The sequence below is a fragment of the Aeromonas fluvialis genome, assembly GCF_000819885.1.
Lineage (GTDB): Bacteria > Pseudomonadota > Gammaproteobacteria > Enterobacterales > Aeromonadaceae > Aeromonas > Aeromonas fluvialis.
This window is the reverse complement of record NZ_CDBO01000010.1, coordinates 1-15,576: the sequence shown is the minus strand read 5'-3', so window position 1 is coordinate 15,576 and position 15,576 is coordinate 1. Positions and strand designations below refer to the sequence as shown.

Genomic DNA, 15,576 nt, shown 5'->3' with positions numbered 1-15,576 from the left:
CATTATAAGCTGTGTGTTCAAGATTTATTTGCGTAAAATCAAACTCCGTTTAGCTAACCGATAAAGTATTGCCATGAGTCACGACAACAACAGCCGCCTCGTTTACAGCACAGATGGCGGCATGATCAAGGAGCAGAGCGCTCCCCAATCCGCCTCCCCCTTCCCTGCCGATGGCACTGTCCGTATTCGCCGCGAGACCAAGGGGCGCAAGGGTGCCGGGGTGATCACCATTCATGGCGTACCCGCCGATCAGCAAAAATCCCTGGCCACCTTGCTCAAGAAAAAGTGCGGCACCGGGGGGGGGCTCAAAGAGGGGATCATCGAGATCCAGGGGGATAAACGGGACCTGATCAAAACCGAGCTGGAGAAAGCCGGCTTCAGCGTCAAGCTGGTCGGTGGCTGATCCCCTTGTCACTCATGCGGTTTTTCCCTAGAATGCCCGCTCCCATCGAGGGGGAGTAGTCTCGCACGCCGGTTCCATCCATTGTATGAATACCGCGCTGTGACCCTGATCAACATACTTGGTGCCAACTCACCATGGTCAGGGTGATCCATGCCAGTCATGGATTTGACAAGACCTTTGACGGGCCAGTGCCAATACCGGGGACGGATGGCGCAGGCTTGTCTTTGGTTTATAACAATTCCGTCCCCCGGTCATTTTTATGGAAGCCTTGTTAACCTCAACCCTCAGCGTCGCCATTGCCGAAATCGGCGATAAAACCCAGCTGTTGGCGTTGCTGCTCATCTGCCGTTTTCGCAAGCCCTGGCCCATCATCGCCGGCATGCTGGCGGCTACCCTGCTCAACCATGCGGGCGCCGCCTGGATTGGTGAGTTCATCAGCCGCTGGCTCGATCCCAAGATAATGACCTGGCTGGTCGCCATCGCCTTTATCGCCATGGCTATCTGGATTTTGGTGCCGGACAAGATGGATGACGAAGAGAGCCCGCTGGATAAATACGGCCCTTTTATGGCCACCTTCGTGCTCTTCTTTATTGCCGAGATTGGCGACAAGACCCAGATCGCCACCGTATTGCTGGCCGCCAAGTATGACTCTCTGGTGCAGGTCATTACCGGTACCACCCTCGGCATGATGCTGGCCAACGTGCCTGTGGTGCTGATCGGCAAGCTGGGGGCAGACAAGCTGCCGCTCAAGGGGATCCGCATCGCCTGTGCCATCCTCTTCGTCGGCCTCGGGGTGAGCACCCTGATCTTTGCCTGATCGCCTTTTCCGCTGACCAAGCCCTCCACCTCGGAGGGCTTTTTTGTTTGCTGCTTTGTTTGTTACGTAATCCGCTGTCGCAACCACCAGCCACAGAGCCAAGGGGCAGTGCACGGTTGCGGGAGCCTCATGCCATAATGGGGCAAACCTCGTGGAGTCCCCCATGCACAACGTATCAAGAGAGACGCTTCTCGAATGGGTCAAACAAGGACGGCTGGCGCCAGAAAAGCTGGCGGACGCCCTGACCCTTGCCGATCTTCCCCCCTCTCCGGCGCGCTGGCAGTGGCTGTTTGACCGGCTGCTGCTCTGGCTCGGCGCCCTCTGTATCGGGGCTGGCCTCATCTTCTTCGTCGCCTTCAACTGGCAGGAGCTGGGCCGGGTCTCCCGCCTCGCCCTGCTGGAGGCACCGCTGCTCGCCATGCTGCTTCTGCTATGGCGCAAACCGCTGGGGGATTCCCCCCGTCAGGCGCTGCTGCTTGCTGTCGCTCTCAATATCGGCGCCCTGCTGGCACTGGTGGGCCAGACCTACCAGACCGGCGCCGATCCCTGGCAGCTGTTCGCTACCTGGGCGCTGATGCTGGTGCCACTGGCGGTATTTGGCCAAAGCCCCCTGCTCTGGACCTTAAGCTGGCTGCTCGGCCAGCTGGCGCTGGTGCTCTACTGGCTGCTCGGTTTGTTCACGTTTTTCTTTACCTTCGATGAAGAGGGATTGGGCTGGTGCCTTACCCTGCTTAACGCCGCCCTCTGGGGTCTGCTTCTGCTGGCACCGGCCCGCTGGCGCCTGATGCCAAGCTGGCTGGCGGGCCTGGCTGCCGGTCTGGGGGTCACCCTGCTCACCCTGCTGGCGCTGTTTGATGCCGCTTCCGCGCTGGTGTGGCCACTCTGGTTTGGCTGGCTCGCCGCGGCCTATGCCCTCTGGCATCACAGATTTATCGCCGGACTCGCCATGGGGTGCCTCAGCCTGATTGCCGTCATCCTCGCGGCGCTGGGCAAGTGGATGGAGCCCGACATCAACGGCTTCTTGCTGCTGAGCCTGATCGCCATCGGCCTTTCTGTCACCGCTGCCCGCTGGCTGCAACAACAACGGAGGTCTCATGAGTGATCTGACCCTTTGGCAAGCGCTGCAACAGGCCAATCTGGTGGAGGGGGAGATGCCCCGTGACACCCAACCCCACTGGTCGAGCCGTTTTATGCTGGGGCTGGTGGGCTGGATTGCCGCCCTGTTCCTGCTCTTTTTTCTCTTTATGACCTTCGAGCAGCTGACCCGCGAGGCCAACAGCGCCCTGCTGCTGGGGGCCGTGTTGCTGGCGGGCGCCTACGCCCTCAATCGCAGCCAAAGCGGCGATCTCTGGGATCAGTTCGTGCTGGCCCTTACTCTGGCGGCCGATGCCTGGCTGCTCTATGGCCTGCTCGATCAGCAGGATCTCCATCACGCCCTGCTCTGGTTTGGCCTCTGCCTGCTGTCGTTCGCCATCGCCGTGCTGTTCGATCACTGGTTGGTAAGGCTGTTTCACAGCGTGGCGGCGGCCCTGCTGCTCACCCTTGGCCTCGCCTGCCTCGGGCTGCAACTGCTGGCCCTGCCGCTGGTGATGGCGGCCATCACCTTCTGCTGGCTGCGGGCAGATAGGGATCCACAGCGCCACCCGCTCTACCACTCCCTCACGCTGGGGCTGGCCCTCTCGCTGCTGGTGCTGGGCCGTCTGCACCACCCGTTGTGGGACGGTGGCAGCAGCGTGCTGGACGAGCTGGGGATTTCTCGCCTGCCGCTCTGGCTCAATCCGCTGCTGTGCGCCGCCCTGCTGCTGGCGGTGATGGTGAAACTCAAGCTCCCCCTGCTGTTTGGCCTACCAATGGTGCTGATCAGTGCCATCATCCCCGGCATGGGGGCAGGCGCACTGGTGCTGATCCTCGGCTTCCATGCCGGCAGTCTGGGGCTGATGACCCTCTCGGCCTTGCTGTTGCTCGGCTATGGCTCGCTCTATTACTACGATCTGGGGCTCACCCTGATGACCAAATCCTGGCTGCTGCTGGGCTCCGGCATCCTGCTGCTGGGTGCCCGCCAGCTGCTCACTACCTTCGCGGCAAGGAGCGACTCATGAAACCCGTCACCCGACAGCTCGCCCTGTTGCTGAGCGGCCTCGCCATCGTGGCGGGCATCAATGCCACCGTCTGGCGCTATGAGCGCGCCATGAGCAGCGGTGAAGTGGTGCTGCTGCGGCTCGCCCCGGTCGATCCCCGCTCTCTGATGCAGGGGGATTACATGCGGCTCAACTATGAAATTGCCCGCGAGCTGGCCAGCCACGACGCCCGTGCGACTCAAGACAAGGGCAGCGACACCCTGGTGATCCGCCTCGATGCCCATCAGGTGGCCAGTCTGGTGGTCGATGGCAAACCGGATCGGCTCGCCAGCGATGAGCGGCTATTGCTGGTATACCAGAGCGAGCGGCAGTGGCAGATCGGCCCCGATGCCTACTTCTTTGAAGAGGGGACGGGGGAGCAGTACGAAGCGGCCCGCTACGGCGAATTCCGGCTGCAAGCGGATGGCAAGACCCTGCTGGTGGGGCTGCGGGACGAGGCCTACCAGCCCATCGGGCAGATCCGCGCCCGCTGGTAACGACAGTGAGTGGCTATTTACTCTGTTCATGGTCACACTCAAGAGAAGGTTGATCGCTAAGGATGTTCCCAATGAGGATATGGCTGATCTGTCATCTCTTGCTGCTCTGCTGGGCCTCGACGGCCCGAGCGGATCTGGGCAAGCTCGAGTACCTCACCGAAGAGTACCCTCCCTACAACTTCAGCGATCCGCAAGGCCAGCCCACCGGCCTTGCAGTCGATCTGCTGCAGATGATCTGGCAACACAGCGGTGTAGCGCCCCAGCCGGTGCGCATCCTGCCATGGGCGCGAGGTTATTACTTGCTAACCCAAAAGCCCAACGTGGTGCTCTTTGCCACCGCCCGCACCCAGGCGCGGGAGGCTCTCTTCAAGTGGGTCTGTCCCATCGGCTACTCGGAGTACATACTGCTCGGCCGCAAAGCGCAGAACATCACCCTGACCGCCTTCGATCAGATGAGCCAGTACAAGATCAGCGCGGTGCGCTCGGACGCCTCCGAGCAGTTGCTGCTCAACAACGGCATGGATGACAACAACATCATCCCGGCCAACCGCCTGTCGCAGGGGTTAAAGATGTTGCTCTCCGGCCGCGCCGACCTGCTCGCCACCAGCAAGCTGGCGGGATATGACGCCATCCGCAAACTGAAGCTGAGCAGCGACGACTTCAATGTGGCCATGGTGCTGAGCGCCGAGCAGCTCTGTTACGCCTTCAGCCGACAGGTGCCCGACAGCGAGATCACCCTCTTTCAGCAGGGCCTGACCCGCGCCCTCGCCTCGGAGGAGTTTCGCAAATTGCAGGCCAAATACCTGCCGGTGCGCTGAGCGCTCACTCACCCGATGGGCAGCATAAGGCTGCCCATTTTATTGATGAAAGATGCAATAGAGGTGGCTAGCTATTCCCGCCGAAAGCAGTCAAACTGGGCTACATGGTTGATTGCAAAGAATATTTTCCGTGCGAACATGGCATTTACCTCATCTGCTACTGCTCTTGTGGGCCACCTTCGCGCAGGCCGATCCGGGCAAGCTCGAATACCTCAGCGAAATCTCCCCCCCGTTTAATTTCAGCGACCAGCAAGGGATGCCAACCGGGTTGTCGGTGGAGCTGATGCAGCTTATCTGGAAAGCGCGCGGCGTGTCGCCCCAGCCCGTCCGCATTATGCCCTGGGCCCGGGGCTATAACCTGCTGCAACAAAAACCCAATGTGGTGCTGTTTGCCACCGCCCGTACCCCGCAGCGGGAGGCGCTCTTCAAGTGGGCCTGCCCCATCGATCACTCGGAGTTTGTGCTGCTGGGGCGCAAGGCGGATAACATCACCCTCGGCTCGGTGGCCGAGATCAGCCGATACAAGGTGGGCGTGGTGCGCTCTACCGTATCCAAACAGTTGCTGCTCGAACGCGGTATCGATGAGCGCCAGCTGATGCTGGCCAACCGCCTCACCCAGGCGGCCAAAATGCTCACCTCAGGCCGCGCCGATCTGTTTGCGACCAACAAGCTGGTGGGCTATCAAACTCTGCAGCAGCTCGGCTTCAAACCGGATGACTTTCATATTGCCTTCGTGCTGGATACCACACCGCTCTGCTACGCCTTCAGCCGTCAGGTGCCCGACAGCGAGGTCGCCCTCTTTCAGCAGGCGCTGACCCACGTTGTCGCCTCAGCGGATTTCTCGGCCCTGCAAGCCAAATACCTGCCACTGCGCTAACGCCCTGATCGCCGCCGACATAGGGCGCAGGATGGCGGCCGCCACCTGCGCTTTTTTGCCAAACATGCTCCGCCACCTTGGCGAAATCGGCCAGCTTGCTCACACTTGAGCAGATATTCCCTTGATCAGGATGGCAAAAATGAAACCATGGATTGGATTGGCCGGGGCGCTGCTGGCCACCCTCGCACAGGCGAGTCCTGAACTCGGCAAACTGCACTACATCACCGAAGAGTACAAACCCTACAACTACGCCGATGCCAATGGCACCCCGAGCGGCATTGCGGTCGAACTACTGCAACTGGTGTGGCAAAAGACCAACACCCCGCCGCAACCCATCACCCTCATGCCCTGGGCCCGCGGTTACTACCTGCTGACCCAAAAGCCCAATGCGGTGCTCTTCTCCACCGCCCGCACCCAGGCGCGGGATCCCCTGTTCAAGTGGGCCTGCCCCATCGGCTATGCCGAAATCGTGCTGGTGGGGCTGGCCGAGCGCAATATCACCATCACCCGACTCGACGATGCCAAGGCGTTCAATATCGGGGCGGTGCGGGCGGATGTTGGGGAGCAGCTGCTGCTCAACAACGGCTTTGACGAGACCAGGCTGATGGCCGCCAACCAGCTGGCTCAGGCGCTGAAGATGCTCACCACCGGCCAGGTTGATCTGATCTCCACCAACAAGACCACCATAGCGCAGCTGATCGTCGAACAAAAACTCGATCCCGCCCGTTTCAAGGAGCAGTGGGTGCTGAGCTCGGAGCAGTTCTGCTTCGCCTTCAGCCATCCGGTGAGCGACGAGCTGGTCAAAGAGTTCCAGACCGGCTTGACCCAGGTGCTGGCGAGCAGCGAATACCCGCTGCTGCACAGCAAATACTTTCCTACCCCCGCCGCCAAATAGCGGCGCCGCATCGAGCGCCAACAACAAGGGGGCCACCGCGGGCCCCTTCGCTTTTTACCGTTTGCACTCCCCTCTTTTTACCGTTTGCACTCCTCTCGCGGCATCACCCCACCGCCCTGCCACGACCAAGCCCGGCAACCAACAACTAATCGCCAATTAATAAAAGTTTGTGCCAGCGCAAAAAATCACTCTTTTCTGATAGTTAGCTCATCAAAACCATAGATAAGACCACTCTGGCTCCGTAATATGGCGATGGGCGTCTGTTGACCCCTTTTCCGAGATCAATGGTCAACGGCGCAATCTGGTAGCGAGAGTCAGGGGCGGTAGCGACTTTAGCGTAGGGTCGATTAGCGAAGCGTAATCGTCCGCGGTAACCCTCCCCTCTCCCCATGCGGGTGAGGCACATGGCGTCATCGGCAAAGCCTGTTGCTCCGCAATCCAACCCATGTCTAATAGAGGCGGACTTCACTTCGTTCATTGCACCCTGGGGGACGGGCCACTGGCCGGATGGCGATGCCGTTTGGCTCAACGCCCGTCGCCACCGGGCATGCTCAGGGTTATTTGACCCGCATCAGGCGATGGCGGGTGTCACCCAACTCGAACTGGATCACCTGGGATCGCTGCATGGCATCGACCCGCTGCAACATATCGGCGTTGTACTGCTTGCGCCGCATCCACTGCATGGGCTCCTCGAAGCTGCCTTCATTGACGATAAAGGTATCCGTGTAGGTGTCGTTCACGATGCTGACCACCCAGATGCGCTGCTGAAACTCCGAGAGCTCGGCAAAGAGCGCGGCCCCGCGCGTTGCAAGCCAGCGCCCTGCCCGAGTGATGCTGTTTTTACTGTCGACGAGCCGGTTTGCCATAACTGATAAGGGTTGGATAAGAAAACGGTTGGGCATCCTAGCATCCAGGGGGGTGGGACACCAAGCAACCGGAGGGTCGCGCCCTCCCATTCGGGCGAGATGTTGGGGACAATATGCACGTAGGGTGCAATATGCGTGTAGGGTCGATTAGCGAAGCGTAATCGTCCGCGGTAACCATCCCCTCCCCCTGCGGGAGAGGGCTAGGGTGAGGGGGTCGGTAACGTCTTTGCATGGTGGAATATCGCCAGCCTAAATGGCATGGCTTCGCCATGCCAATCAGGAGAGAGGGAAGGTGTCAGCCCTCCGGCAGACCACAAAAAAACCGCAGCCCAAGGGCTGCGGTTTTTTTATTGGCTCAACCTGTTGGCACCAGACGCCAACAAGGCCAACCGGCCTTAGGCACGGCGCCAGCTGGTCTTGCCGGCGCTGTCTTCCAGCACTATGCCCATCTCGGTGAGACGGTTGCGGGCAGCATCCGCCGCGGCCCAGTTTTTGTCGGCACGGGCCTGATTGCGCTCGGCGATCAGGCGCTCGATTTCGGCAACCTCTTCGTCCGCTTCGTCACCCTTCAAGAAAGCCTCGGGGTCTTGCTGCAGGATGCCGAGCACGGCGCCCAGCTCGCGCAGACGGGCGCCCAGCGCGGCGGCGACGGCCATGTCTTCACCCTTCTGGCGGTTGATCTCGCGCACCAGATCGAACAGGGCGGAGTAGGCTTCCGGGGTGTTGAAGTCGTCGTCCATCGCATCAACGAAGCGAGCCACCTGCTCGTCACCACCGGCAGCAGCGGCTACCGGCAGATCGCGCAGGGCGGTATACATCCGCTCCAGCGCAGCGCGGGCTTGCTTCAGGTTATCTTCCGAGTAGTTGAGCTGGCTGCGGTAGTGGCCAGACATCAGGAAGTAACGGACGGTTTCGGCGTCGTAGTGGGCCAGCACATCGCGGATGGTGAAGAAGTTGCCAAGGGATTTGGACATCTTCTCTTTATCCACCATCACCATGCCGCTGTGCATCCAGGTGTTGACGTAGTCGCCACCGTGGGCGCAGCAGGACTGGGCAATCTCGTTCTCGTGGTGGGGGAACTGCAGATCGGAGCCGCCGCCGTGGATGTCGAAGTGGTTGCCAAGGTGCTTGGAGTTCATGGCGGAGCACTCGATGTGCCAGCCAGGACGACCCGGGCCCCAGGGGCTTTCCCAGGTCGGCTCGCCGGGCTTGGACATCTTCCACAGCACGAAGTCGAGCGGGTTGCGCTTGGCATCGACCACGTCAACACGGGCACCGGCTTGCAGCTGCTCCAGATCCTGACCGGAGAGCTTGCCGTAGTCGGCATAGGATTCGACGATAAACATCACGTCGCCGTTATCCGCCACGTAGGCGTGATCCTTGGCCAGCAGGCTCTCCACCAGTTCAATGATCTCTTCGATGTGCTGGGTGGCACGCGGTTCGATATCCGGGCGCACCATGCCGAGGGCGTCGAAGTCGGCGTGCATGTCGCCGATCAGCCGCTCGGTGAGATCGTCACAGGTGACGCGGGTTTCAGCTGCGCGCTTGATGATCTTGTCATCCACGTCGGTGATGTTGCGCACGTAGGTAAGGTCGTAACCGGCGTAACGCAGGTAGCGCGCGACCACATCAAAGGCGACGAAGGTGCGGCCATGGCCGATATGACAGTGATCGTAGATGGTGACGCCACACACATACATGCCCACCTTGCCCGGGTGGATAGGTTTGAATTCTTCTTTTTGACGAGTGAGTGTGTTGTATATCTTCAGCATCTTATAACCACTGCCTGTGAGTAAAATGGTCAGTCATAATACCCCGTTCAGGGGCAGAAAACGAGGCAGAAAAGAGGGCCAACCCCGCCTGCCGCCTATGTTCTGGCCATTGATACGGGCTTTGCAGCACTTTCTGCAACACTATGCCCCAGCCCCTTGATGGGCTAGAATTGCCACCACTTTATGCCATACACCTGCGGGCACTTCGTCGCCCGCATCAAATGAAAGGACATATCATGGTCACTCTGCACACCAATCACGGCGACATCACCCTCACCCTGAATGCTGAAAAAGCCCCGGAAACCGTAGCCAACTTCCTGCAATACTGCCGTGACGGTCACTACGACAACACTATTTTCCATCGCGTTATCGACGGCTTCATGATCCAGGGCGGCGGCTATGCCCCCGGCTTTGAAGAGAAAGACACCCGTGCCTCCATCAAGAACGAAGCGGCAAACGGTCTCTCCAACAAGATCGGCACCATCGCCATGGCCCGCACCATGGAGCCGCACTCTGCCAGCGCCCAGTTCTTCATCAACGTGAACAACAACGACTTCCTCGACTTCAAATCTGCCACCACCCAGGGCTTTGGCTACTGCGTGTTCGGCGAAGTGACCGCCGGTATGGACGTGGTCAACAATATCAAGGGCGTCAAGACCGGTAACTACGGCCGTATGCATCAAGACGTGCCGACCGAAGATGTAGTGATCACCAAGGTGACCCTTGCTGACTGATCTCTGCCGACTCGGCACCGATGAAACTGCGGCCCCGGCCGCAGTTTTTCCATCTGCCTCCCCCAGCGCTAGCCCAAACTGGCGCCGCCTCGACTATCTGGCTCACGGCAATTCGCGCCAGCGTTCGGCCCACGCCCTGCTCACGGCCGGTGTGTGGGACGAGCTTACAGCGCAGTGCGTCGATATGGCGCTGGTGAGCACGCTGGCCATCGGGCTGGATCGGCCGGGCAGCGATCTCGATATTCTCTGCCAGCATCCCGATCCGGCGGTGTTTGCCGCAATGCTTGCGGCACTCCCTAACAAAGAGCGCTGGCAGGCGAGCGACAAGGGCGACAATATCTGGCTGCTGGAGCGCACCTTTTCCTGTCTCGAGCAGAAGAGTGCCGACAGCGGTTGCGATAAGAGCGAGGCCAGCTGGCCGCTGGAGCTCTATGTCACCCCAGCTCCCATCGAGACGCTGAACGGCTGGCGCCACCTCACCCTGATGGCGGCCCTGCTCGAGCGCTTTGGCGATGCCTTCTATCACGAAGTGCTGCGCCTGCGCCTTGAAGAGGGATTGAAAGGGGAAGCGGCCATGTGCCGGTTGCTGGGGCTGGCAGGCGATCCTTATACCGCCCTGCTGACGCAGGAGGGGCGCAATCTGGCCGAGCTGTCATGGCAACCCCCATCCCGTGACGATATTCATACATCCACTGACGCGGCGGCGATGGCGCCCGCAGCGCAATATTCGTCCCCTGTTGTTTCTACTATCTCTGCCACCCCTGTTTGCCCTGTTTCGACCGCGAGCCCGACCCCCACATCATGAGCACCCTCTTTATCAGTGACATTCACCTCTCTGCCCAGCGGCCCGATATGACCGCGGCACTGGTGCGCTTTCTCGAGCACGACGCCCCCGGCGCCGATGCCCTCTATGTGCTGGGGGATCTCTTCGAATTCTGGATTGGCGATGATGACCCCAATCAGCTCCATCAGCAGATGGCCGATGCCTTCTTGGCCCTGAGCCAGCAGAACATGCCCATCTACTTTATCCACGGCAACCGCGACTTTCTGCTGGGCCAGCAGTTTGCCAAGCGCGCGGGCATGACCCTGCTGGGAGATCCTTGCGTGATCGACCTCTATGGGGAACGGGTAGTGCTGAGCCATGGCGATCTGCTCTGTACCCTGGATGAGGGGTATCAGAAGTTTCGCCGCATCACCCAGCTTAAATGGCTGCGCTGGCTCTTTTTGCGGCTGCCGCTCGCCCGCCGTCAGGCCATCGCCTGCAAGATGCGCGGCCAAAGCCAGATGGAAAATGCCCACAAGAGCCAGATCATCATGGATGTGACGCCAGCGGCGGTGGACGACACCCTGCGCGCCCACGACTGCCGGATGATGATCCACGGCCACACCCACAGACCCGCCATCCACGACTTCACCCTTGATGGCCAGCCCGCCCGCCGCATCGTGCTGGGAGACTGGTTCGAGCAAGGCTCGGTGCTGGTCTGCCGCCCCGGCGAGCAGCGGCTGGAAATACGGGCGCTGGCAGAGGCTTGATAGCCCGCCAGTTCTGTTGACCCACCAAGCGCTCAGCCCCCCATCGTTCGCGCCACCCGGGTCACAGCCCATCAGGCGCGAACGAATAAGTGGTGGTTGCTCACAGATCAGCAATGCAAACCTGCTGGCGTGCATCAGGACACAAGGTTGTGTGAACCCCGTCACCTTGCCCCTTGCCAATTGAGAGGATGATGGCGCTCAGGCAGAAACGTCTTTCTCGCCAGCTATTTCAACAAGTTGAGGTTTGTATGCCTGACAGCAATGCGATCGCTCACCCGTTCGATGCCAAGAAGATCAATGTCAACGATCCCTATGAGATGAAGCAGTGGATCAAAATGTTCGAGTGCACCGAAGTCCAACTGAAACGGGCGGTCAAAGCAGTCGGCACCTCAGGCAAGGCGATCAGAAAACACCTCAAGAAGTGAGGGCGCCTCCCCGTCACAGACCAGGCCCCGCTCGCGGGGCTTTTCTCTTTCTGTCATTTATTTAACAACATCTATTTCCGACAAAGCGCCCAGTACGCTGGCGAAACAGGTTGTTGTTTGAAATCACCACATTTCGGAAAAACAAAAAAGGCCACTATTTCTAGTGCCCTTTCGTAACTCTTTGATTTATTCATTCCATAACTGGTGTCGAGGCCGGAATCGAACCGGCACGACGCGAACGTCGAGGGATTTTAAATCGAGCAGCTCCGTTTGAATCTTATAACATGTAATAGCAAGTAGATGGAGCGAGTAACACCGCAAGTTCGCAACAAATCGCACCCTGTCATAGAACATCGCATACCGCTTATCACAGAATTCGCAAAGATACGCCGCCGTGTTGGTCTTGCCCCCGATCTGATAATCTCTGAGCCTTCGCATTTGCAATCGTTTCAGTCGGAGTCCCCCATGGCAGCCTATTCCCCTCCCTTCACCCTGACCCACGCCATGTTGAGCCGGGTGGCGGAGATCGCAGAATTGGTGGGGCAATGGCGCTCGACGCAGAGCTCGCAAGTGCCCATGCTGCGCCGGGAAAACCGGATCCGCACCATCCAGGCATCCCTGGCTATCGAGCACAACACCCTGAGCCTGGATCAAGTCACGGCAGTGATCGACGGCAAACCTGTGTTGGGTCTGCCCCGTGAGATCCAGGAGGTGCGCAATGCGTTTGCCGCTTATGAAGCAATGTCGACTTGGGCACCTACCTCTTCTGAGGATTTGCTCAGGGCCCATGGACGCTTGATGCACGGATTATGCGACGATGCAGGACAATGGCGTAGCAGTGGGGTCGGCATCTATCGGGGTGAGCAATTAGTGCATATGGCTCCCCCCGCGACTCAGGTTCCACGCCTGATGGAACAACTGATGCAATGGTTGGCAGAAACAGAAGCCCATCCCTTGATTGCCTCTTGTGCCTTGCACTACGAGTTGGAGTTTATCCACCCCTTTTCCGATGGAAATGGCCGTATCGGACGCTTGTGGCAAACGGTGATCCTGAGCAGTTGGCAACCAGTGTTGGCCTTCCTGCCGGTGGAAGCGATCATCAAAGAGCGCCAAGAGCACTACTACCACCAATTAAGTCAGGCCGACAGGCTGAGTGACTGCACCGATTTTATTCTGTTTCTGCTAGAGGCGCTGCGAGATGCGTTGACCGAGGCGATTGCCGCGCAACCGGCATCACAGTTCACACGGTTGGAAAAAACGCGGGTAGAAACGCCGGTAGAAATGCGGGTAAAAACGCCGGACGCGGTGTTGGCTATCTTGGTGGCTGAGCCGACCTTGACCCTTAAACAAGTAGCCGAGCGGGTAGGCAGATCGACCAGTACGGTGGAGCGAGCGGCGGCGGCGTTGGTTAAGGCGGGACGATTACGCTTTGTTGGTCCGCGCAAGGGTGGGCATTGGGAAGTGTTGTCATAGGACAGCTTGCTAAGGCCACCGAGTGTGTTACTACAGCCGCCCAGCTTCCGGGTCGCATCAGTAAACATACAACCAGCCAAGTAAACCCAAGCGCAACGAACCCCATTTGCGCACAAAGGGGGTGCTGTAACTCTCTGTTGTGTCTCACTAACACCATAAGGTGTAAGATCTCCATTGGGGATAGAAACTACTGTGTTACTTGCTCCACATTCTTATGGATAGACTCTTACAGGTCAGCTAACCTGTCCGCACCACATCCCCAAAAGACGCATGAAATGGAATTCTCGTCGCTCGCGGTATCTATTCTGGCAACTTCTGGCTTGTTCTTGGGCCCGATTTTCTTATCTGTCGGGATCATCTTGTTAATAAGAAAAAGGCTTCGCTCACATAGGGTCAGCCCGTTGACCGCCGACCTGCTCAGGCCAGCGGGTCACACCCTGCAACAGCAAATCCAAGACCTACAAATAGATCTCTTTTCCCAAATGCTATTCACGCCATTGACCCTGATGATGATCGGGTTCTACCTCTTGTTACAGAGCTATATCGATAAGAGGGCTATGAGCACGACTGTGATGCTGATTTCCGGGATCGTGATGCTGGGTATCTTTATCTATGGCACAACCAAAACTTACAAAATGGCCAACAAGGTTCAGCACCTCAAGCTGGGTTATTCCTGTGAACTGGCAGTTGGTCAGGAGTTGGACCAAATCGTTAGGCCCCCACAGCACCCCTATCGGGTTTACCACGATATCCCGTTTGATGGATTCAATATCGACCATTTGATCATCTGCCCTAACGGGGTCTTTGTCATCGAGACTAAAGGCCGATCCAAACCCATCAACAATGGAGAAAAACAATTCAAGGTGCGGGTCGAAAATGATGCGCTTCACTTCCCAAACCATGTTGAAAAAGCGCCGCTCGAACAGGTCCGCCGTAACGTCACCACAGTGCGTAACTGGCTCAACAGTGCAACTGGGACCGAAGTCCCGGTAGGTGGCGTTCTGGTTCTGCCTGGCTGGTTTGTGGATTTACGCCAGAAGATCACCTTCCCCTACATCGTCAGTTCCGCTGCACTCCCCAAGCAACTCCCCCAATTTAGGGCAGGCTCACTAGAACTGGCTCAGATTCAGGCCATCGCACACCAAGTAGAGCAAAAAGTACGGGACGTCGCCAAGGCAGGCTAACAGGGCTTGATTGCCAACTGATACGCCATCAGTCAGCAAACTTATCCCTCCACCCTTGAATACCCCTCAGTTTGAAGCTCTTGGGGTATAGAGGAATACTGGGGGATTCGCAGCGATGAAATTGAAGTCACCCATTGCAGGTAAAAAGCCAGCGGCGCTATTGTACTAATTCTTTTTTTGCACAAGGAGTGTGCTCGATGTCTATCTCGCCTATGGATCTCGCAACTTATTACGGTGTCGATGACATTCCTGCTGCCCTATCGATAGGCGATAACCTCCATAGTTTGCTCGTAGCCATATTCAGGAATGAGCCTCTGACTTCGCCCCGCTACGACATTCTAGCCAGCTACGATCTCAACGCCTTGAGAGGCTTTATCAACGGCGATATGACTCTCCCTGAGTTCAGACGCCAATCTGCGGTAGAACAGGAGCAGCGCCGTTCTAAATCTCTTTACTATAAGGGACGAAAGATTGTGCATCGCTACCAACCCTCAATCACAAAGCCCTTGGCTGCTCCGCGAGACGACAAAGCTAATATAGAGAAGACCAGTCAAAATCCCACTTGGGATTACCTGCAGCAATTTCGGATCAAAAATGGTCTGGCCGATGGCCAGAATTCTGTGTCCCTCCCCCCGCATGAACTGGCCAGACAATTCTGGGTGGATGATATCACCAGTGCGATCACGGGCGGAGCCAGGTTGTACAGCCTCCTTGTCGCTGCCGGACAAGGCGCGACGATATCAGCAGCAAACAGACAATTTCTCTTGAACAGGGGGTTGAATGCCTTGCTGTGCTTCTTGACCGGCGAACTCTCCCAAGAGCAGTTCGACCAAAAAGGGAAAGCGGAACAGGAGCAACGAAACGAGCTTGCGCAACAGAAACAACGCGAGATCGCCGCTCAGAAGGCCGCAGATGAAGAACGTTTTAAAGCCGAGCAGAAAGCCCGCAGTGTGCGACTTGAGGCTGAGCGGATCCAGCGTGAGAGTGACCCCAAGTACATCGCACGGATGAAGAACCAAGCACTCAGGGATAAGTATGGTGTCACTGGATATGTCGAATCACATCACCTCAAACAGCTCATGGTGTAGTGGTCAAGAAAAATTGGCCACGGTTTTGTGTGCCGCCCAGAACATCCTCTCGGATTCGTTTGGGGGCAGCCCGCCAT

Annotated in this window: 17 protein-coding genes; 15 read left to right on the top strand and 2 right to left on the bottom strand. The window is 58.3% G+C overall.

The window, feature by feature from the left end; all coding sequences use genetic code 11:
• Positions 1 to 73 precede the first annotated feature (73 nt).
• From BN1125_RS02050 to BN1125_RS02015, 8 genes are all read left to right on the top strand, one after another.
• Positions 74 to 403, top strand: coding sequence for a translation initiation factor (locus BN1125_RS02050; protein ID WP_042010347.1), 330 nt, complete (start codon positions 74 to 76; stop codon positions 401 to 403).
• A 259-nt stretch (positions 404 to 662) separates the two neighbouring features.
• Complete coding sequence (locus BN1125_RS02045; protein WP_005346773.1) at positions 663 to 1,220, top strand: TMEM165/GDT1 family protein; 558 nt, start codon at positions 663 to 665, stop codon at positions 1,218 to 1,220.
• A gap of 163 nt (positions 1,221 to 1,383) precedes the next feature.
• Positions 1,384 to 2,322: a DUF2157 domain-containing protein gene (locus BN1125_RS02040; RefSeq protein ID WP_042010344.1), complete on the top strand. Its 939-nt coding sequence runs from the start codon at positions 1,384 to 1,386 to the stop codon at positions 2,320 to 2,322.
• Complete coding sequence (locus BN1125_RS02035) at positions 2,315 to 3,319, top strand: DUF4401 domain-containing protein (RefSeq protein ID WP_042010342.1); 1,005 nt, start codon at positions 2,315 to 2,317, stop codon at positions 3,317 to 3,319. The genes BN1125_RS02040 and BN1125_RS02035 overlap by 8 nt, the downstream gene beginning before the upstream one ends.
• Positions 3,316 to 3,834: a GDYXXLXY domain-containing protein gene (locus BN1125_RS02030; RefSeq protein WP_042010341.1), complete on the top strand. Its 519-nt coding sequence runs from the start codon at positions 3,316 to 3,318 to the stop codon at positions 3,832 to 3,834. The genes BN1125_RS02035 and BN1125_RS02030 overlap by 4 nt, the downstream gene beginning before the upstream one ends.
• 71 nt (positions 3,835 to 3,905) lie before the next feature.
• Entirely contained in the window at positions 3,906 to 4,652 is a 747-nt protein-coding gene (locus BN1125_RS02025) for a substrate-binding periplasmic protein (protein WP_042010339.1), read from the top strand.
• Positions 4,653 to 4,782: 130 nt separating this feature from the next.
• A complete protein-coding gene (locus BN1125_RS02020; protein ID WP_042010337.1) occupies positions 4,783 to 5,529 on the top strand; it encodes a substrate-binding periplasmic protein in 747 nt (248 codons plus the stop codon).
• Positions 5,530 to 5,668: 139 nt separating this feature from the next.
• Positions 5,669 to 6,424, top strand: a complete 756-nt coding sequence (locus tag BN1125_RS02015; protein ID WP_042010336.1) for a substrate-binding periplasmic protein — start codon at positions 5,669 to 5,671, stop codon at positions 6,422 to 6,424.
• Positions 6,425 to 6,981: 557 nt separating this feature from the next.
• Here the strand turns inward: BN1125_RS02015 and BN1125_RS02010 are convergent.
• Together BN1125_RS02010 and cysS are read right to left on the bottom strand one after the other, a co-directional pair.
• Entirely contained in the window at positions 6,982 to 7,326 is a 345-nt protein-coding gene (locus BN1125_RS02010; RefSeq protein WP_244268449.1) for a hypothetical protein, read from the bottom strand.
• A gap of 359 nt (positions 7,327 to 7,685) precedes the next feature.
• Positions 7,686 to 9,062 carry a cysteine--tRNA ligase gene (gene cysS, locus BN1125_RS02005; RefSeq protein ID WP_042010332.1) on the bottom strand — a complete coding sequence of 459 codons (1,377 nt, stop codon included), beginning with the start codon at positions 9,060 to 9,062 and terminating at the stop codon, positions 7,686 to 7,688.
• 236 nt (positions 9,063 to 9,298) lie between these two features.
• Here cysS and BN1125_RS02000 point away from each other — a divergent pair, with 236 nt between their 5' ends.
• The 7 genes from BN1125_RS02000 to BN1125_RS18080 all read left to right on the top strand — a co-directional run bounded on the left by BN1125_RS02000 (position 9,299) and on the right by BN1125_RS18080 (position 15,499).
• Positions 9,299 to 9,796, top strand: coding sequence for a peptidylprolyl isomerase (locus BN1125_RS02000; RefSeq protein ID WP_042010331.1), 498 nt, complete (start codon positions 9,299 to 9,301; stop codon positions 9,794 to 9,796).
• The gene (locus tag BN1125_RS01995; RefSeq protein WP_042010328.1) at positions 9,786 to 10,601 is read left to right on the top strand and encodes a DUF4269 domain-containing protein; all 816 of its coding nucleotides are present in this window, start codon (positions 9,786 to 9,788) and stop codon (positions 10,599 to 10,601) included. Before BN1125_RS02000 ends, BN1125_RS01995 begins: the two co-directional genes overlap by 11 nt.
• Complete coding sequence (gene lpxH, locus BN1125_RS01990; RefSeq protein ID WP_042010326.1) at positions 10,598 to 11,329, top strand: UDP-2,3-diacylglucosamine diphosphatase; 732 nt, start codon at positions 10,598 to 10,600, stop codon at positions 11,327 to 11,329. The genes BN1125_RS01995 and lpxH overlap by 4 nt, the downstream gene beginning before the upstream one ends.
• A gap of 248 nt (positions 11,330 to 11,577) precedes the next feature.
• Positions 11,578 to 11,754, top strand: coding sequence for a DUF3606 domain-containing protein (locus tag BN1125_RS18290; protein WP_084202227.1), 177 nt, complete (start codon positions 11,578 to 11,580; stop codon positions 11,752 to 11,754).
• A gap of 465 nt (positions 11,755 to 12,219) precedes the next feature.
• Positions 12,220 to 13,227 carry a Fic family protein gene (locus tag BN1125_RS01980; RefSeq protein ID WP_042010322.1) on the top strand — a complete coding sequence of 336 codons (1,008 nt, stop codon included), beginning with the start codon at positions 12,220 to 12,222 and terminating at the stop codon, positions 13,225 to 13,227.
• A 275-nt stretch (positions 13,228 to 13,502) separates the two neighbouring features.
• Entirely contained in the window at positions 13,503 to 14,411 is a 909-nt protein-coding gene (locus tag BN1125_RS01975) for a nuclease-related domain-containing protein (RefSeq protein ID WP_042010319.1), read from the top strand.
• Between the two features lie 197 nt (positions 14,412 to 14,608).
• Positions 14,609 to 15,499, top strand: coding sequence for a hypothetical protein (locus BN1125_RS18080; RefSeq protein WP_052446022.1), 891 nt, complete (start codon positions 14,609 to 14,611; stop codon positions 15,497 to 15,499).
• The last annotated feature ends 77 nt before the right edge of the window (positions 15,500 to 15,576 follow it).